14 protein-coding genes are annotated in these 19,320 nt (G+C 61.6%); 8 read left to right on the top strand and 6 right to left on the bottom strand.

Annotated features, from left to right (window positions below):
* Positions 1–164 precede the first annotated feature (164 nt).
* Both BK660_RS11375 and BK660_RS11370 read right to left on the bottom strand, forming a co-directional pair.
* On the bottom strand, positions 165–1,094 hold the full coding sequence (locus BK660_RS11375; RefSeq protein WP_123433370.1) for an NAD-dependent epimerase/dehydratase family protein: 930 nt from the start codon (positions 1,092–1,094) through the stop codon (positions 165–167).
* Positions 1,087–1,971, bottom strand: a complete 885-nt coding sequence (locus tag BK660_RS11370; protein WP_123433369.1) for a sugar nucleotide-binding protein — start codon at positions 1,969–1,971, stop codon at positions 1,087–1,089. Before BK660_RS11370 ends, BK660_RS11375 begins: the two co-directional genes overlap by 8 nt.
* 327 nt (positions 1,972–2,298) lie before the next feature.
* Between BK660_RS11370 and BK660_RS11365 the strand changes: the two genes are divergently transcribed.
* Positions 2,299–6,615, top strand: a complete 4,317-nt coding sequence (locus BK660_RS11365) for a DEAD/DEAH box helicase (RefSeq protein ID WP_123433368.1) — start codon at positions 2,299–2,301, stop codon at positions 6,613–6,615.
* Positions 6,616–6,750: 135 nt separating this feature from the next.
* Here the strand turns inward: BK660_RS11365 and BK660_RS11360 are convergent, their stop codons facing one another.
* Positions 6,751–8,874 (bottom strand): mechanosensitive ion channel family protein, encoded by a 2,124-nt coding sequence (locus BK660_RS11360; RefSeq protein ID WP_123433367.1) that lies wholly within the window; start codon positions 8,872–8,874, stop codon positions 6,751–6,753.
* 313 nt (positions 8,875–9,187) lie between these two features.
* Here BK660_RS11360 and BK660_RS11355 point away from each other — a divergent pair, with 313 nt between their 5' ends.
* The 5 genes from BK660_RS11355 to BK660_RS11335 all read left to right on the top strand — a co-directional run bounded on the left by BK660_RS11355 (position 9,188) and on the right by BK660_RS11335 (position 14,590).
* The gene (locus BK660_RS11355) at positions 9,188–10,387 is read left to right on the top strand and encodes an MFS transporter (protein ID WP_123433366.1); all 1,200 of its coding nucleotides are present in this window, start codon (positions 9,188–9,190) and stop codon (positions 10,385–10,387) included.
* 217 nt (positions 10,388–10,604) lie between these two features.
* Positions 10,605–11,531 carry a DUF72 domain-containing protein gene (locus BK660_RS11350; RefSeq protein WP_123433365.1) on the top strand — a complete coding sequence of 309 codons (927 nt, stop codon included), beginning with the start codon at positions 10,605–10,607 and terminating at the stop codon, positions 11,529–11,531.
* Positions 11,528–12,325 (top strand): endonuclease/exonuclease/phosphatase family protein, encoded by a 798-nt coding sequence (locus BK660_RS11345; protein ID WP_123433364.1) that lies wholly within the window; start codon positions 11,528–11,530, stop codon positions 12,323–12,325. The genes BK660_RS11350 and BK660_RS11345 overlap by 4 nt, the downstream gene beginning before the upstream one ends.
* A complete protein-coding gene (clsB, locus tag BK660_RS11340; protein ID WP_123433363.1) occupies positions 12,322–13,617 on the top strand; it encodes a cardiolipin synthase ClsB in 1,296 nt (431 codons plus the stop codon). The genes BK660_RS11345 and clsB overlap by 4 nt, the downstream gene beginning before the upstream one ends.
* Positions 13,604–14,590 carry a lysylphosphatidylglycerol synthase domain-containing protein gene (locus BK660_RS11335; RefSeq protein ID WP_123433362.1) on the top strand — a complete coding sequence of 329 codons (987 nt, stop codon included), beginning with the start codon at positions 13,604–13,606 and terminating at the stop codon, positions 14,588–14,590. The genes clsB and BK660_RS11335 overlap by 14 nt, the downstream gene beginning before the upstream one ends.
* A 114-nt stretch (positions 14,591–14,704) precedes the next feature.
* On the opposite strand, the gene BK660_RS11330 is transcribed toward BK660_RS11335, so the two are convergent.
* The 3 genes from BK660_RS11330 to BK660_RS11320 form a co-directional block, all read right to left on the bottom strand.
* Entirely contained in the window at positions 14,705–15,463 is a 759-nt protein-coding gene (locus tag BK660_RS11330) for an alpha/beta hydrolase family protein (protein ID WP_123433361.1), read from the bottom strand.
* On the bottom strand, positions 15,453–16,562 hold the full coding sequence (locus tag BK660_RS11325) for a DUF3182 family protein (protein ID WP_123433360.1): 1,110 nt from the start codon (positions 16,560–16,562) through the stop codon (positions 15,453–15,455). The genes BK660_RS11330 and BK660_RS11325 overlap by 11 nt, the downstream gene beginning before the upstream one ends.
* 298 nt (positions 16,563–16,860) lie before the next feature.
* Positions 16,861–17,853: a GlxA family transcriptional regulator gene (locus BK660_RS11320; RefSeq protein WP_123433359.1), complete on the bottom strand. Its 993-nt coding sequence runs from the start codon at positions 17,851–17,853 to the stop codon at positions 16,861–16,863.
* A 102-nt stretch (positions 17,854–17,955) separates the two neighbouring features.
* Here BK660_RS11320 and BK660_RS11315 point away from each other — a divergent pair, with 102 nt between their 5' ends.
* Both BK660_RS11315 and BK660_RS11310 read left to right on the top strand, forming a co-directional pair.
* Positions 17,956–18,504 (top strand): cysteine hydrolase family protein, encoded by a 549-nt coding sequence (locus tag BK660_RS11315; RefSeq protein WP_123433358.1) that lies wholly within the window; start codon positions 17,956–17,958, stop codon positions 18,502–18,504.
* Positions 18,505–18,738: 234 nt separating this feature from the next.
* A complete protein-coding gene (locus BK660_RS11310) occupies positions 18,739–19,320 on the top strand; it encodes a YjfI family protein (protein WP_185045071.1) in 582 nt (193 codons plus the stop codon).

The following is a 19,320-nucleotide window of genomic DNA, read 5'->3' as shown; positions in this document are numbered from 1 at the left end:
CCGACGAACGCGGTGTATCTGAAGATCGGCGCGGATGTTTTTGGGCCGCTTCGCAGCCCAACGGGGCGATGCGGCGTTCCGACAAGCCCCCTCGCCACAAGTACTCTACACAGACCACAAAAAAAGGCGCCTTCCGAGGCGCCTTTTTTATGGCTGTAAAAATCTCAGCGTCCCAGCAGCCGTGCCAGGCCAACACTCATCGGTGTCGGCTCACCGAAGCTAAAGCGCTCCAGCAATCGCTGATTGTTCGCCCGGGAATGGCGGATATCGCCGGAACGCGCCGGGCCGTAGCTGATCGGCGGCAATTCGCCCACCACCGCTTCCAGCGCCTGGAGCATTTGCTTGAGGCTGGTCGCCTGGTTCCAGCCGACATTCACCGCCCCGACTTCAACCTCTGGTTTTTCGATGGCTTGCACCAGCAGGTCGACCAGATCCTCGACATAGACAAAGTCGCGCGTTTGCTCACCATCGCCGAACACGGTGATCGGCAGGCCTTTCTGTGCCCGCTCGCTGAAGATGCTGATCACCCCGGAATACGGCGAGGAGGGATCCTGACGCGGGCCGTAGATGTTGAAGAAACGGAAAATCACCGGTTCCAGTGCATGCTGGCGCCGATAGAAATCGAAGTAGTACTCGCTCGCCAGTTTGTCCGACGCGTACGGCGTCAGCGGCGCTTTAGCGGTGTCTTCATCGATCGACTCACCTTCGCCATTGTTGCCGTAAACCGCCGCACTGGAGGCGAACAGCACGCGTTTGACGCCAGCCTGGCGCATGGCTTCGCAGACATTCAGCGAACTGATGAAATTGCTCTGGTGAGTCTTCACCGGATCATCCACCGAGGCCTGTACCGAGGCCACCGCGGCCAGGTGCGCCACCGCGCTGCAACCGTGCATCGCCTGAGCGACCAGTGCAGCATCGGCGACGTCGCCGACGATCAATTCAAGGTTGGGATTATCCAGCGGCAGGTTGCTGCGTTTGCCGGTGGACAGGTCATCGAGAATGCGCACCGAATGACCCTTGGCGAGCAAGGCATCGGTCAGGTGCGAGCCGATGAAACCGGCGCCGCCGGTGATTAAAACGGGTCCGTCAGCCATGGCGATAAAACCTGTCCAGTAAGCCCGGGAGTGCGGCGCGCCAGGCGCGAGGCTTGATCCCGAACGTGTGCAAAATTTTCTTGCAGGCCAGCACCGCGTGTTGCGGCTCTTCGGCGGCATCCGGACGCGCGGCGTGAGCCTGGGCGGTCGGTGCTTCGATGGCCAGCGGATGCAGGCTGCGTGCTTCGGTCAGGATAGCCTGCCCCAGCGCCAGCGGCGTGGTCGCCTCATGCCCGGCGTAATGATAGGTGCCCCACAGCGGCGCTGCACAATCGAGTTGCTTGAGCACCGAGATGATCACCCGGGCCGCATCGTCGACCGGGGTCGGGTTGCCCCGGCGGTCGTCGGCCAGCAGCAGTTCGTCGGGGGTTTCGGCCCGGGCAAGGAAACGCCCGAGTGTGCCGTCAGGGCTGTCATCGAGCAGCCAGCCGAAACGCAGCAATACGTGCTGTGGGCAGGTCGCGCGAACACTTTGTTCGATGCGCCACAACGCCTGACCGCGCAGGCCCAGCGGCACCGGCTCATCTTTTTCGCTGTAGGCAGTGGCACGGGAGCCATCGAACACGCGATAGCTCGAAGGTTGCAGCAGGACGATGTTGTGATGCTGGCACAGTTCGGCCAGACGCTCGACTGCACGCTCCTGCCCGGCCAGACGTTGCTCGCTGACCGCTTCCGCCTGAAACCAGTCGAAGTAGTAGGCGAGGTTGATCAGCGCGTCCGGGCGGGTGTCGTCGAGCAGTTGCGTCAGGCTCGCGGCATCCCAGCCGTCTTGCGGGGGGCGGGGGGCGAGGAAACCGATGTCTTCCTCCGCACCGAGGCGAATCAGCGCCTGCCCAAGGGCATTTCCGCCGCCCAGTAACATAAGGCGCATTCGCATAGAGTCAGCAGGCCCAGTCTGATTGGAACGATGGCTGTATCGACACGGCCCGGGGGCAATGCCGTTGATAGTTGCCGGAATCGTTGCATTTTGCGGGTTTAGTGCGCAACCGTCATCCGTAAAGTGCAGATCCCCGGGATTTGTGGTGTGGCTACTGGCCCCTTCGCGAGCAAGCCCGCTCCCACACTCGATCTGCAGTGAACTCAATATTTGTGAATGACACAGTTCAAATGTGGGAGCGGGCTTGCTCGCGAAGGGGCCATTGAGGTCGGCAAAGGTCCTAAGCGGTACTTGCATCTTCATCCCCCCACCCGCATAAATCACTTCATGAATCTGCCAATCCCCATGGACAGCGCCCTGGCAGGCTTCCACCCCGCCGTCAGCGCCTGGTTCAGCAGCACCTTCCCGACGGTCACTGCCGCCCAGGCCCGGGCGTGGCCGTTGATTCGTCAGCGCCGCTCGACCCTGATCGCCGCGCCCACTGGCTCCGGTAAAACCCTCACCGCTTTCCTCGCCGTCATCGACGACCTGGTTCACCGGGGCCTGGAAACTGACGCCGGGCTGCCAGACGAAACCCTGGTGGTCTATGTCTCGCCGCTCAAGGCTTTGTCCAACGACATCCAGATCAACCTGCAAAACCCGCTGGCCGGAATCACCGAACAATTACGGACGATGGGCCTGCCCGAATTGCAGATCAACACCGCCGTGCGCAGCGGCGACACCCCGCAGAAAGACCGCTCGGCCATGCGCAAGACCGCGCCGCACATCCTGGTGACCACCCCGGAATCCCTTTACGTGCTGCTCGGCTCTGATTCCGGCCGGCAGATGCTCGGCACTACGCGCACAGTGATCGTCGATGAAATTCACGCCATAGCCGCCAGCAAACGCGGCAGCCATCTGGCCCTGAGCCTTGAACGGTTGCAGGCGCTGTGCGCGGAACCGCTGGTGCGCATCGGCCTGTCCGCCACGCAAAAACCCATCGAAGCGGTGTCGCGCTTTCTGGTCGGCCGCGACCGTCCATGCGAGATCATCGACATCGGCCACGCCCGCCCACGGGACCTGGGCATCGAAGTACCGCCCGTGCCGTTGTCGGCAGTCATGGCCAATGACGTCTGGGAACTGGTCTACGACCGCCTCGCCGCCCTCGCCCGCGAACACCGGACCACGCTGATTTTCGTCAACACCCGCCGCCTCGCCGAACGCTTGAGCCGGCATCTGAGCGAACGCCTCGGCAAAGACTCGGTGGCCGCGCACCACGGCAGCCTGGCCAAAGAGTTTCGCCTGGACGCCGAACAGCGACTCAAGCGCGGCGAGCTGCAAGTGCTGATTGCCACCGCTTCGCTGGAATTGGGCATCGACATTGGCGACGTTGACCTGGTGTGCCAGATCGCCTCGCCGCGTTCGATTTCCGGATTTTTGCAACGGGTCGGCCGCTCCGGACACCAGGTCGGCGGCATGCCCAAGGGCCGCTTGTTCGCCACCACCCGCGACGACCTGATCGAATGCGTCGCGCTGCTCGATTGCGTGCGGCGCGGCGAACTCGACACGTTGCAGATCCCCACCGCGCCGCTGGACGTACTCGCACAGCAAATCATCGCCGAAGTCAGTTGCCAGGAATGGCCGGAGCAAGCGCTGCTGGAGACGTTCCGTAACGCCTCGCCGTATGCCGGACTCGACGAAAAGCATTATCAGGCGCTGCTGCACATGCTCGCCGAGGGTTACAACGGGCGCCAGGGCATCCGCAGCGCTTACCTGCACCGCGACGCCGTGACGCGCACCCTGCGCGGTCGCCGGGGCGCCAAGCTGACCGCCGTGACCAGCGGCGGGACGATTCCGGACAACGCCGACTACAGCGTGTTACTGGAGCCCCAAGGGCTGAACATCGGCAGCGTCAACGAAGACTTCGCGGTGGAAAGCATCGCCGGGGACGTGTTCCAGCTGGGCAATACCTCCTACCGGATCCTGCGGGTCGACACCGGCAAGGTCCGGGTCGAAGACGCTCAGGGACAACCGCCGACCATTCCGTTCTGGCTCGGCGAAGCACCGGGGCGCAGCGCTGAGTTGTCGTTTGCGGTTGCGCGCTTGCAAGCGCATCTGGACGCACTGCTCGGCGCCACACCGGGCAACCTGCAACCGGCCCTCGACTGGCTGACCGACACCCTAGGCCTGAACCTCGCCAGTGCCGAGCAATTGACGGATTACCTCGCACGCGCACGCCTGACCCTCGGCGCCCTGCCGTCACAAGACACGCTGCTGATGGAGCGGTTTTTCGACGAGTCCGGCGGCACGCAACTGATCATCCACACCCCGTTCGGCAGCCGCATCAACCGCGCCTGGGGCCTGGCCCTGCGCAAGCGTTTCTGCCGCACGTTCAACTTCGAATTGCAGGCTGCCGCCAGCGAAGACGCGATCGTGTTGTCGCTGTCCACCAGTCACAGTTTTGAACTCGACGACGTCTGGCGTTACCTGCACAGCAACAGCGCCGAGCACATCCTGATTCAAGCGGTGCTCGACGCGCCGTTGTTCGGCGTGCGCTGGCGCTGGAATACCGGGGTTGCCCTGGCCCTGCCGCGCTACAGCGGCGGTCGCAAAGTGGCGCCGCAGATCCAGCGAATGAAGAGCGAGGACCTGATCGCCAGCGTCTTTCCGGATCAGATTGCCTGCGTGGAAAACCTCGCCGGCGAACGAGAAATTCCCGACCATCCGTTGGTGGAACAGACCCTCGACGATTGTCTGCACGAGGCGATGGACAGCGAAGGCTGGCTGGCGCTCCTGCGGCGCATGGAACGTGGCGACGTGCGGCTGATCAGTCGCGACTTGCCGGCGCCGTCCCCGCTGGCAGCGGAAATCCTCAGCGCCCGGCCCTACACCTTTCTCGACGATGCGCCGCTGGAAGAGCGCCGCACGCAAGCCGTGCTCAACCGGCGCTGGACCGACCCACAGTCGACCGACGACCTCGGCGCGCTGGATGCCGAAGCGATTCAGGCAGTGCGCGATGAGGCCTGGCCGACACCCACCGGCGTCGATGAAATGCACGAGGCGTTGATGAGCCTTGCGTGCATCACCGATGCCGAGGCGCAGGCCAATACGCACTGGCTCGATTGGCTGAACGCTCTGGCCGATAGCGGTCGCGCCAGCCGCTTGCAGATCAATGCCGGGCAATCGTTGTGGCTGGCCCTGGAGCGACTGACGTGCTTGCAGGCGATTTATCCACAGGCGATTTTGTTGCCGGAGCTGCAAGCGTTACCCGGGTTCGATGAAGCCTGGGCGCCCGAAGAAGCCATCGTTGAAGTGATCCGCGCTCGGCTCAGTGCGTTCGGACCATTGCCACTCACCGCGATTGCCGAACCGCTTGGATTGGCGGCCAATCAGGTCCCCCAGGCCTTGGCGCAACTGGAACGCGAAGGTTATGTGTTGCGCGGCCGGTTCACGCCGGGCGCGGGTGATGAGCAATGGTGTGAACGGCATCTGCTGGCGCGTATTCACCGCTACACCGTCAAGCGTTTGCGCCGGGAAATCGAGCCGGTGGCCTTGCAGGACTTCATGCGTTTTCTGTTCGACTGGCAGCACCTGTCGGCAGCGACTCAAGGCCAGGGCAGCGCGGTTTTGCCGGCGATCGTCAGTCAGTTCGAAGGCTATCCCGCCGCGGCCTCGGCCTGGGACAGCGACATCCTGCCGGCGCGGATCAAAGACTATTCGCCAAGCTGGCTGGACGATCTGTGCCGCAGCGGCAAACTGGTCTGGACTCGCCTGACCGCTCACAACAAAAGCGCCAGCACGGCCCTGCGCAGCACGCCGATTCTGCTGCTGCCGCGCAGCCAGGTCGGCTTGTGGAGCAGCTTGACCGAGCAGACAGCGGTCAGCGAACTGTCACCCAAGACTCAAAAGGTCCACGAAGCGCTCAGCCAGCACGGCGCGCTGTTTTTCGATGAGCTGATTCACGAAGCTCATCTGCTGCGCTCGGAACTGGAAATCGCCTTGCAGGAACTGGTCGGCGCCGGGCTGGTGAATGCCGACAGCTTCGCCGGGTTGCGGGCGCTGATCACCCCGGCCAGCAAACGCCAGAATCGCAGCAGCCGACGCGGGCGCGGAGCGTTTGTCGGCGGCATGGACGATGCCGGGCGCTGGGCCTTGTTACGCCGCGGACCGCCCGCGCCGGTTGTTGATAACCAACGTCCGGCGCCCACGCCTGTCGAAACGCTGGAACACATCGCCATGACCTTGCTGCGACGCTACGGCGTGGTGTTCTGGCGTTTGCTGGAACGGGAGGCGGATTGGCTGCCGAGCTGGCGCGAATTGTTGCGCACCTTTCATCGACTGGAGGCGCGGGGCGAGATACGCGGCGGGCGGTTCGTCAGTGGTTTGGCCGGTGAACAATTTGCGTTGCCGGAGGCCATTCCACTGTTGCGCGAAGTACGTCGGCGACCGCATGACGGGAGTTTGATTGCGGTGTGCGGGGTTGATCCGCTGAACCTGGCCGGGACGCTGTTGCCGGGGACAAAGGTGCCGGCGTTGGCGAGTAATCGGCTGGTGTACCGCGATGGGTTGCCGGCAGCGGCGGAGATTGCCGGCAAGCCGTATTTTTGGCTGGAGCTGGATCAGGCATCGAGTGCTGAGTTGCACAACAAACTGATCCGGCATTGAGGGTGTCCGTGCGGGTCTCTTCGCGAGCAAGCCCGCTCCCACATTGGATCTCGGTCGTTCACAAATACTGTGTTCACTGCAGAACAAATGTGGGAGCGGGCTTGCTCGCGAAGAGGCCATCAGCCCCAACACAAATCACTGGGTCCTAGGCTGATCCGTCAGCAACACCGCCGAATGCTCCTGCGCCAACTCGTCATCTCCATCCACCTGCCGCTGCGGCATAAAAACCTGCTGTGGATAAGTCTGCGCGAAATGCACCCACGGGCTGTTATCCACAAGCTTTTTCAAACGCTGGTTAAACGCCCGGCTCACCGCATATTGCCCGCCCGACACGGTACGGAACTGCGCCGTCAGCACCACGCCATTGAGGTCCATTTTGTCGACCCCGAAGACGTCGAGCGGCCCTTGCAGGTTGTACTTGAGAAACGGATCGTCGCTGATCGAATGCCCGGCCTCGCGGATCAGTTCAATCGCCTTGTCGACATCGGTGTCGTAGGTGAACTGCACCGAGAAAAACGCGTAGGCAAACTGCCGGGATTGGTTGGTCACAGCCTTGATCTGGCCGAACGGCACCGAGTGCACAAAGCCCTTGCCATCACGCAGGCGCAGGGTGCGGATGGTCAGGCCTTCGACCGTGCCGGCATGCCCGGAATCGAGCACCACCCAATCACCGATCGACAAGGTGTCTTCGATGATGATGAACAGCCCGGTGATGACGTCCTGCACCAGTTGCTGGGAGCCGAAACCGATGGCCAGCCCCACCACCCCGGCACCGGCCAGGAACGGCGCGACGTTGATCCCAAGGTTGGCCATGGTGGTGATCGCACAGATCACCACCAGCAGGATTTTCATCGCATTGCGCAGCAGCGGCAGGATGGTTTTCACCCGTGTACTCGGCTGGCGTGCGGAGCGTTTGTTGACCGGTGGTTTCAAGGCTTCCTGAATCGCCGTGTCGAGCACCACCCAGACCATCCAGGTCACCAGGAAAATCAGGCCGATGCGGCTCAGCGAATCACTGATCGCGCGTCCGACCGTGTTGCTCATCGCGAATTCCAGGAGTGACACGCCCCAGATTCGTCCCAGGATGTCGATGAACACAATCGCCATGCCGATCCGCAGCAAAGCGTGTGACAGGCTCAGGAAACGCTCTTTATAAGCATTGCTGCGCCGCGCCGCTTGCTCGCTGCGGGTCTTGAACAGGTGATGCAACGTGGTGCTGAGAAACACCGTGGCGATCAACAACACGGTGGTGAACAGCGCGCTGCGCAGCACCTGCTGATTGTCATCGCTGATGCTGATCAGGTTCATGACCGAGACCATCACCATCAACAGAATCGGCCAATACCACAGCCCCGAAAATATCCGCAGCGTCTCGCGCAGTGCCGGCTGTTTGAGGCGCTGGGCCAGCGGCAGAATGCGGATCAGGTGCGCGACCGGGCGGCGCATCTTGATCACCAGCAGACCAAAGGAAATCGAAGCCCCCAAACCGGTAAATACCGCGATGCTGCTGGTCAGGTTATTACCCAATTGGTGGGCGATCTGCGGGCTGGTCAAGGCATCGCTGAGCGCGACCAGAAAGCCGATGCCAAACAGCGGGCGCGGGGTGTAATTGCGAAGGATCTGCACCGCCCGACGCTTGTGCCCGGTGTTGAACAGGACCACCAATGTGAGCACCAGCGAAGCAGCGAATATGCCGCTGCTGGTGGCATAGGCGAAACACAGCGCCAGCGCCCGACCGGCGGACACCGGCAGGTAGTGGCTGACCGCAATCGTCAACGGCAGGCTGATCAGCGCCGGCAGGCTGAATGGCAACAGATAACCGAGCACCGCCCGGCCGCGTTCACGGGTGAGCAGCAAGCGATGTTGGCTCAGCCGAGTGGCGAGCATCCCGCCGAGCAGCCAGAGCATCGCAAAGACGCTCATCCATACACCGGACAAAATCAGGAAATCACCCGCCACACTCCAGCTGGAACGCGCCGAGGGATGATTGACCAGTTGATCCACTTCGTCCGCCGCACGGTCTGCGCGCAGACGCCAGGCGTCGACCAGGTCTTCGTTGAGATCGAGTTTGCTCTCGACCTGATCGATGCTCGAACTGATCGCCCCGAGCAAACCACCCTGGACCAGCGGCTCCGGGTGAGCCGCAGGCGTCGCGGCGGTGCTGGTTGCAGGCAGGCCCGGCAGCGTGGCCGCGTGCAGCCCGAGGCTGCAAGTGAACAGAAATAGCGCCAGCGATATCGCAGTCTTGAACTTGAGCAAAACGGGAAGCTCCGTCAAAAAAGGCTGTAAGAGACTGATCGAAAAATAGCGGGCAAGTTCGGTTTTGGCCGCGGGATAAAAGGACTACGCAACCCCTGTGGGAGCGAGCCTGCTCGCGAAGTGGGAGTGACAGCCAACATTAATATTGCCTGACACACCGCTTTCGCGAGCAGGCTCGCTCCCATCTAGAACTGTATAGCACCGTGGATATTTGACCTTAACGCAAATATCAAATGCTCCTCCCTGTATTTTTCCGCACAACCGCAACCCCGACACTGCGCTCCATTCACTCAAACCCACCGGAGTTGCAGTCATGCCCATTGCCTTGCTCGCGCTGACGCTCAGCGCCTTCGCCATCGGGACGACCGAGTTCGTCATCGTTGGCCTGTTACCCACCATCGGCGCCGACCTTGGCGTCAGCCTGCCGTCCGCCGGCCTGCTGGTCAGCCTCTACGCCCTGGGCGTGGCCATCGGCGCCCCGGTGCTGACGGCCTTGACCGGCAAAGTCCCGCGCAAAATGCTGCTGCTGTCGCTGATGGTGCTGTTTACCCTCGGCAACCTGCTGGCCTGGCAAGCGCCGAGCTACGAGTCGCTGATCATTGCGCGGATCGTCACCGGCCTGGCCCACGGGGTGTTTTTCTCGATTGGCTCGACCATCGCCACCAGCCTGGTGCCCAAGGAAAAAGCCGCCAGTGCGATTGCCATCATGTTCACCGGACTGACCGTGGCGCTGGTCACCGGCGTGCCGTTGGGGACCTTCATCGGTCAGCATTTCGGCTGGCGTGAAACCTTCCTCGCGGTGTCGGCCTTGGGCGTGATCGCCTTCATTGGCAGCCTGATCTACGTCCCCAAAAACATTGCCCACAGCAAACCCGCTTCGCTGTTGCAGCAATTGCAGGTGCTCAAGCAACCACGCCTGCTGCTGGTGTACGCCATGACGGCGGTGGGTTATGGCGGGTCGTTTATCGCGTTCACCTTCCTGGCGCCGATTCTTCAGGACATTTCCGGCTTCAGCGCCGGCACGGTCAGCCTGGTGCTGCTGGTCTACGGCGTTTCGGTGGCCGTGGGGAACATCTGGGGCGGTAAACTGGCGGACAAACGTGGCCCGATCAGCGCGCTGAAAATCATCTTCGCCTTGCTCGCCGCCGTGCTGTTCGTGCTGACGTTTACTGCCGGCAATCCATGGCTGGCGCTAGCCACGGTGCTGGTCTGGGGCGCCGTCGCCTTCGGCAACGTACCGGGCCTGCAAGTGTATGTGGTGCGTCAGGCTGAACATCACACGCCGCAGGCAGTGGACGTGGCGTCCGGGCTGAACATCGCGGCGTTCAACCTCGGTATTGCCGGTGGTGCGTGGGGTGGCGGGTTGATCGTTGCGCACATGGGGTTGATTCATACCGCGTGGATCGGCGGTCTGGTGGTGTTGGTGGCCTTGGCGCTGACGGCGTGGAGCGGTCGGCTTGATCGGTTGGGGCCGGTGTATCAAGGCTCAAGCCGAATTGTCGCCGGGCACTGATTACCCCCCTGCTCGCGAAAGCGGTGGTTCAGTCGCCGAAAATGTTGACTGACACTCCGTCTTCGCGAGCAGGCTCGCTCCCACATTTGATTTCTGTGAGGCCGTACCGTCTGCCGTACCGTCTGCCGTACCGTCTGTAGCCCCGTCGAAACTTTCTCGCCCGCCAGGCAGTCATCCAAAGACAGGGCTGTCCGAGGACCATCAGGCGGGAGGCGACATGGCGGCGATTCATATCGGTATTTCAGGCTGGCGCTATGCGCCGTGGCGGGGGGATTTCTACCCGAAGGGGCTGACCCAGAAACGCGAATTGCAATTCGCCTCGCGGGCGGTCAACAGCATTGAAATCAATGGATCGTTTTACGCCTTGCAACGGCCGGAACGTTACGCCGAGTGGTACGCCGACACCCCGCCGGGCTTCGTCTTCAGCGTCAAAGGCCCGCGCTTCATTACACACATCAAACGCCTGCGGGATGTCCATCATCCATTGGCCAACTTCTTTGCTTCAGGCGTGCTGGAACTCAAGGAAAAGCTCGGCCCGATCCTCTGGCAATTCCCGCCCAACTTCAAATTCGATGCCGATGTGTTCGAAAGCTTCCTTGAACAATTACCCCACAACGCCCAACAAGCGGCCGCCCTCGCCCGCCAGCACGATTCGCACGTCAACGGCCACGCCAGCCTCAAGGCTCACCAGAAACACCCCGTGCGTCATGCCGTGGAAATCAGGAACGAAAGCTTTGTCGACCCGGCGTTCATCCGCTTGCTCAAACGCTACAACGCTGCATTGGTGATCGCCGATACGGCGGGGAAATGGCCGTACCGCGAAGACCTCACCAGCGATTTTGTCTACCTGCGCCTGCACGGTGCCGAAGAGCTCTACGCCAGCGGCTACACCCCGCAGGCGCTGAAGCGCTGGGGCGACCGGATCGACGCTTGGGTGCATGGCCAGCAACCGTCGGACGCACACTTGATCGCACCTCGGCTAAAGCCCAAGGCGCGCAAATCCCGCGAGGTGTTCTGCTATTTCGATAACGACATCAAGGTCCGCGCACCCTTCGATGCGCGGCACCTGCTTGAACGCTTCCATCTCGACAACGAACTCGCCACCGCTCCCGGTGAGCCAGCAGCCGAAGGCGTGCTGCCATGAATATTCCCGAGCCGCTCGACGCAGCGGATGAGCCGTCCCCGACCCTCACCGCCGTACGCCGCTTCACGGTGCTGACGGTCAACACACACAAAGGTTTTACCGCGCTGAACCGGCGTTTCATCCTGCCGGAGTTGCGTGAAGCGGTGCGCAGCGTGTCCGCCGACGTGGTGTTTTTGCAGGAAGTCCACGGCGCCCATGAGCAGCATCCGATGCGCTACAGCAATTGGCCGGCGATGCCGCAGTACGAATTCCTCGCCGACAGTTTGTGGCCGCAGTTCGCCTATGGCCGCAACGCGGTCTACCCGGCGGGCGATCACGGCAATGCGCTGCTGTCGAAATTCCAGATCATTCGCCATGACAACCTGGACGTGTCGATCAGCGGCCATGAAAACCGCGGCCTCCTGCATTGCGTGCTGCGCCTGCCCGGCGACGGCCAGGAAATCCACGCCATCTGCGTGCACCTGGGACTGCGTGAAACCCATCGCACGGAACAACTCAAGTTGTTGAGCCGACGTTTGGCAGAGTTGCCGGATGATGCGCCGGTGATCGTCGCCGGGGACTTCAATGACTGGCGCCAGCGCGCCGATGTGCTGCTCAAGCCGTGTGGCCTGCGCGAAGTATTCGCCGAGCATCACGGCAAACCGGCACGCAGTTTTCCGGCGCGATTGCCGGCGCTGCGACTGGACCGCATCTACGTGCGCAACCTCAAGGCCAGTCGCCCGCAAGTGTTGGCCGCTCGCCCTTGGTCACACCTTTCCGACCACGCACCGCTGTCGGTGGAGATCGAACTATGAGCATCCCGTCGATGGAAGAAACACGCGTGGAACACGTGTCTGCCCAGCCGACCACCGGCGAACCCGGCGTGGTCGATGTCGACTACGGCTGGCAAGGCAACAACCGGGTCGAGTTGCTGGAAAACGGTGAAGCGTATTTCCCGAGGGTGTTCGAGGCCATGCGTCAGGCCACCACGGAAATCCTCCTGGAAACCTTCATCGTGTTCGAGGACAAGGTTGGCAACGAGCTGCAGCAGGTGCTGATCGACGCGGCCCGGCGCGGGGTGCGGGTCACCGCCAGTCTCGACGGCTTTGGCTGCGGCGAATTGAGCACCGGATTCCTCGCCGCGTTGAGCGAGGCCGGCGTGCACATCCAGATATTCGATCCGGCGCCGAAGCATCTGGGCATTCGCACCAACTGGTTCCGCCGCCTGCACCGCAAGATCGTGGTGGTCGACGGCACGATTGCCTTCATCGGCGGGATCAACTTTTCCGCCGACCATTTGGGCGACTTCGGCCCCGAGGCCAAGCAGGATTATTCGGTTGAGGTGCAAGGCCCGGCGGTAGCCGACATTCATCACTTCGCGCTGCTGCAATGCGGGCGCCCGGCCCGCGCCAAATACTGGTGGCAACGACGCCGGCAGAGGCGCTCGGAATTGGCCTTCAACGATCATGACGGTCAGGTTCGGCTGGTGTACCGCGACAACGGCGACCATCGCACCGACATCGAGGAGGTTTACCGGCTGGTGCTGCGCAGCGCCAAGCATCGGGTGGTGATCGCCAACGCCTACTTCTTTCCCGGTTATCGCTTGCTGCGCGAGATCCGCAACGCGGCGCGCCGTGGCGTCGATGTGCGGCTGATTCTGCAAGGGCAGCCGGACATGCTGGTGGCCAAGCTCGCGGCGCGCATGACCTATGACTATCTGCTCAAGTCAGGCGTGCAGATCCACGAGTATTGCGAGCGACCGCTGCACGGCAAAGTCGCGCTGGTCGATGAGGACTGGAGCACCGTCGGCTCCAGCAACCTCGACCCGCTGAGCCTGTCGATGAACCTGGAAGCCAACGTGCTGATCCGCGACCGTGCGTTCAACCGCACGCTGTTCGAACGCCTTGAACACCTGAGCGACAACCACTGCAAAGCGATGTCCGTCGAAAAGGCCCCGCGCGGACGCATCTGGCACATGACGGTCGGCTTCCTGGTGTTTCACTTCCTGCGGCATTTCCCGGCGTGGGCGGGTTGGCTGCCGGCCCACAAGCCGCGCCTGAAACCCTTTAGCCAAGAGAACGGGAGTGATCACCATGTCCCGCGCTGAAGCTCATTCGACCCCACACACCGAGCACCCGGCGAAAACCCGTTGGAGCCGTTGGAAGCGTCCCTTGACGATATTGTTTTTCCTCGCACTGATTGTCTTGTTGACGATGCTCGCCCAGCGCCTCGAATGGAATGAAGTGTTCGACACCCTGGCCGATTTCAAAGTACGCACACTGGTCATCGCCTCGGGGCTGACGCTGGTCAGTTTTCTGGTGTACGCCTGTTTCGACCTGATCGGCCGCACCTACATTCGCCAGGACCTGACGTGGAAACAGATCCTCCCTGTCGGGATCATCAGCTACGCCTTCAACCTCAATCTGAGTGCGTGGGTGGGCGGCATCGCCATGCGCTATCGGCTGTATTCACGGCTGGGCGTGAGCAAGGGCAACATCGCAAAAATCCTCGGTTTGAGCCTCGCGACCAACTGGTTCGGCTACATGGTGATTGCCGGCGCAGTGTTCAGCAGCGGCCTGGTGCGCATGCCGCCCGGCTGGAAACTCAGCAGCGGCGCATTGCAAGGCGTGGGTGTTTTGTTGCTGCTGGTGAGCGCGGGTTACCTGGCCGCTTGCCGGTTTTCCAAGCGTCGGGAGTGGGCGATTCGCGGGGTGGAAATCAACCTGCCATCGCTGCGCATGGCGGTGCTGCAACTGGCCCTGGGGGCGTTGAACTGGTCGTTGATGGCGGCGGTGATTTTTACCTTGCTGCCGAGCAAACTGGACTATCCGTTGGTGCTGGGGGTGTTGCTGATCAGCGCCATCGCCGGGGTCATCACGCATATTCCGGCGGGGCTTGGGGTGCTGGAGGCGGTGTTTGTGGCGCTGCTGCAACATGAAGTTTCGCGGGGGAGCCTGGTGGCGGGGTTGCTGGCGTATCGGGCGATTTATTTCATCCTGCCGTTGTTGATTACGTTGGTGATGTATCTGGTGGTGGAGGCCAAGGCCAAGTCGTTGCGGATCTCGAAGAAACCTTCTTGAGGAATGTGGTGAGTCGAAGGATACCTTCGCGAGCAAGCCCGCTCCCACAGGTTGATCGCGGTCAAAATGTGGGAGCGGGCTTGCTCGCGAATGGTCGAAAGGACACTGCAAATCTCAGCTGGATTGAATAATGCTCAACCGCTCACCCACCACCATCTCGGTAATCCAGTCCACCAGAATCGAGGTGTACGCCTGCTGCGAAACCGGTTCGCTCAAAGCGTGATCGGCGCCGTCGATAATCCGGTGGGTCAGCGAGTGGGTCTGCTGACACGCCGCGCGATAACTCATGATGGCTGCGTGAGGCACGTAATCGTCAGTCTCGGATTCAACCAGCAGCACATCACCGGTGAACTGCGAGCAGGCATGCAGTGCGCGGTTGCTGTCGGCGCGGATCAACGTGCTGCGGTAATCGCGCAGATCAGCCTTGTCCAGCTCACGCTTGGGCGTGTGCCACTGATCGTCGCGATACAGCGCCGGCACCCGCAGCGCCAGCCAGCGCACCGGACGTAATGACGTCAGGATCGCGGCCAGGTAACCGCCATAACTGGTGCCGACCACGGCGACGGCCGACGTGTCGAGCGCCGGGTGCGCGAGCAGCCGGTCGTACGCCGCCAGCAGGTCGCGCAAGTTGTCTTCACGGGTGACCCGCGTCAGCGGGATTCCGGTGCCGCCGGTGTGACCGCGCAAGTCGAACGTCAGGCACACGCACCCAAGACCGGCGATGCCTTTGGCCCGCTCCAGGTCCCGCTCCTGGCTGCCGCCCCAACCGTGCACGAACAGCACGCCGGGGACCTTGGATTTGGGGCTGAGAAAAGTCCCGCTCATCTGTTCATCGTCAATGTCGATCTGAATGGTTTCGCTTCTAGCCGTCATAGGATTTGACCGTTACGTACTTGAGAAGAAAGTCACTGTTTTCCGCCGGTCCGCGATACACCTCGATGGCGTCCGCCGGCAGCGGTTGATCGATGTAGGTTTCGACGGATGACACGCGAATCGCGCGCATCCGTGGATCGTTGACGAAGCTCTGCAATGCGGCCACTTCCGCGCTGCTGGCACCGCCCATGCGCCAGGATTGCTCCAACACACCGCTGCGTTGTTTGCCGTTACTGTCCAGGCCTTGGGCAATGTCGTAGTTGCGCCGGGACGCATAGAAACCGGGATAGGCTTCATCGGCGGCGCTGTCAAACACTTGTGCTTGGCGGATAGCCAATCGCACGTCATCAGGCAACGGCAGCTTGAGCAGGTCCTCGTAATAACCCGGCACCACCAGCAGATTGGAGCCGCCGTACACCAGCTCGCCCTGCCCGTCTTCGATCAAGTATTGATCACCGCAGTAACTCAGCACGGTGTCGCCGATAAAACTCTGGCCGACGCTGTGGGTGATCACGTCACTCAGGTCCTGTTCCAACACTACGCCTTCGGTGAACAGTTTGCTGGCATCCGGTCTGGCGAGGATGGCGTCGAACTGGTCGAGGCTTTCAATGACCTCCTGTCCCCGACCGGCGCAGGCATGCACCGGCTTGAGACGGATCGGGCCGTTATAGAGCAAGTGTTCGGCGGCGGGTCGCGCATCGTCGAGGGAGAACACGCTGAGGCCATCCAGCACCACATTGCGCACGCGCTCGGAAAACAACGGTGACCAGCCTGGCGGGGCGTAGGCATTTTTATTGAGCAAACCATGGCTGATGGCTTTGGTGCAGATGAAATCGTGGTCGACGTAACCGCCCCACAAATCTTCCGGCCCTTTGACGCCCATTTGCCGGGCGGCAGCGGCGCCTATCAGGGTCTGCGTCGGCAGTAGGTAGAGATCGCGGCCGTCATGCAGTTTCTGATCAAAACTGCCGCCGTATTTAAGGCCCAGAATCTGCGCCAGCCACCGGGCCAGGGCGCGATTGGTTTCGACTTCATGCTGTGGCGCATCGGGGTGCACGGAATGAGCAACCACCAGTTTTTTGCGGCTTGTTGGGGTCATGCGTCCCCCTTCAATTGGCGCTTGATGAGTGTTGAGGGAAAGGTGCAGAGATCAGGCCAAGCGGTGGGTGCTGCAAACAACTTTTAAATCAGTTAGTTGCAGAAAGGGTAATGGCATCCGGCCTGTTTTATTCTGCACGACCGTCGATTCATCTCCTGCATTTTGCACGATTCAGCTTCACTCACCGTCCTGTGGGAGCCAGCCTGCTGGCGATAGCAAGCTTTCAGCTACATCAATGTTGAATGTGCTGCCCCCATCGCCAGCAGGCTGGCTCCCACAGGGGTTTGAGATGCTACGGCTAGCGGGTTGCAGCCATCGGCGACACACCAAACCTCGTTCGATAATCACTCGGCGCCAGCCCGGTAATTTTCTTGAACGTCGCCCGAAACGCACTCGGGTCCTGATACCCCACGGTCCAGGCAATGTGATCGATGGTGCCGTTGGTGAACTCAAGCATTTCCCGCGCCTTGCCGACCCGCAGGTGCTGGCAGTATTCGGTCGGCTTGAGCCCGGTCGCCGCGCGGAAGCGACGCAGGAACGTGCGTTCCTCCAGCCCGGCCCGCTCGGCCATGGCGGTCAGCGACACATCGGTCGCACCGGTACTTTGCAGCCAATGCTGGACCTTGAGAATCGACGCATCGCCATGGCTGAGAATCGGTGCAAAGTTGCTGCCGCACTCACTGGCGCTGTCACTGTGCTCCACCACCAGAAAGCGTGCGGTGCCGGTCGCAATGCTCGGCCCGAGCAAACGGTCCACCAGGCGCAACCCCAACTCTGACCAGGCCATCAGGCCGGCCGTGGTGATCAGGTCGCCGTCGTCGACAATCGGCGTATCAGCCTTGAGCTTGATCGCCGGGTAACGCTCGGCGAAGGTTTTGGCCGAGCTCCAGTGCGCGGTGGCGCTGCGGCCATCGAGCAGGCCACTTTCAGCCAAGAGAATCGAGCCCACGCAGACGCCACCGAGGGTCGCGCCATTCGCGTGCTGCTGACGAACCCACTGGAGCAACGCATGCGGCACCTGGCCGGCGTAGAAACTGGCGATCGACGGCGGGATCAACACCGCCACCAAGGCCGAGTCCGGCGCCGGATGACTGTCGTAGACCCGAACCGGGGCCTTATCGCCCTCAACCTGCCAATGACTGACCCGCAGCAACGGCAACCGCGCCGACTGGTGCTCGGCGGCGATCCGGTTAGCCACGTCGAACAAGTCCGTCAGCCCATGCACCGCCGCCATCTGCGCGCCCGGATAAATCAGCACGCCCAGTTCGGCGATTGCCCTTTCTGCGTCCATTGTCAGTTTTCCCCCTTCTATTGTCGGTGCGGCCAATCCTCGGTCGGTCCGCCAGGCCCAATACTTCATTCCACACCCAACCAGCATTTCGAGGAAACAGTCATGGCCAAGCAAGCACTCATCGTAGTTGATATCCAAAACGACTACTTCCCACAAGGCAAGTGGCCGCTGGTCGGCGCTGACGCCGCGGCGGATAACGCCGTTCGTGTGCTCAAGGCCTTTCGTGATGCCGGTGATTCGGTGGTGCACATCCGCCACGAATTCACCTCCGACGAGGCACCGTTCTTTACCCCCGGCTCCGAAGGCGCAAAGCTGCACCCCAAAGTGCTCAACCTCGCCAACGAGCCTGTGGTCCTCAAGCACTTCGTCAACTCGTTCCGCGAAACCGATCTGAAATCGATCCTCGATGAACAAGGGATCAAGGAATTGGTGGTGGTCGGTAGCATGAGCCACATGTGCGTCGATGGCATCACCCGCGCGGCGGCGGATTTTGGCTACAGCGTCACGGTGATTCATGACGCCTGTGCCACCCGCGACCTGGAATTCAACGGCGTTACCGTGCCGGCCGCCCATGTTCACGCGGCGTTCATGTCGGCCTTGGGCTTTGCCTATGCCAACGTGGTGTCCACCGATGAGTTCCTGCGTGATTAAACGCGGTAAATGTGCGCATCCCAACCGTCATTAGCGGCCGGGAAACACTTTGAAATACCACAGGGCCCGCCATGCAGCGGGCCTTTTGGTGCATGGCAGAAAAAACTCACGCGTGAGTCATTGATGGCGCTGAGGATTGGGCGTAGGGTTTCTCACGCGTGAGATTTTCACAACGGAGTCACTGCCATGCAAAGCCGCACGAAACCGTCCGCGAAAAAACCATCGAGCTTCTATATGAAGCAGATGCGCGCAGGCCTGGCAGCCGCCGGTTATGTGAAACACGAATCTTGGGTGCTTCCCGAAAACCGAAGCTTGCTCAAGCAGATGGAGCAACAGCTACGCCAACCGATTCTGGCTGGCTCATTCATGTCGGAGAATTACATGAGCGCAGGCAACAACTGGAACATCGATAGCCTCTACAACGCCCTCAAGGCCCTTGATGAGGTGGCTTCGCAAGAGATCACGCTCTCCCTGATCCAGAGCGCCGAACCCAGCCTGAAGCTGGAGATGAACGAGTTTGGCGGTCTGCCGATTCATATCGCCGTCGCCGGTGAGCAGATCATCGTCGACACCGTTCTGGTCGACGTCGAGTCCATCAGCGACGTACCAGCGTTCAACGATGCGGTGCTGCGCAGTCGGGAAATGTTCCCGCTGTCCTCGATCGGTATCGAGTCCATGCCCAACGGCCAGGTCGTTTACAACATGTTCGGCGCGCTGAGTTCCGACTCCAGCCTGACCAACGTGGTGACCGAGGTGAAAACCCTCGTCGACAACGTCCAGCGTGCCATCGAAGCCTTCGAACGCTTCTTCAAGTAA

The organism is Pseudomonas brassicacearum, assembly GCF_003732265.1.
In the GTDB taxonomy this organism is placed as follows: Bacteria; Pseudomonadota; Gammaproteobacteria; order Pseudomonadales; family Pseudomonadaceae; genus Aquipseudomonas; species Aquipseudomonas brassicacearum_D.
This window is presented reverse-complemented; position numbering and strand designations above follow the sequence as displayed.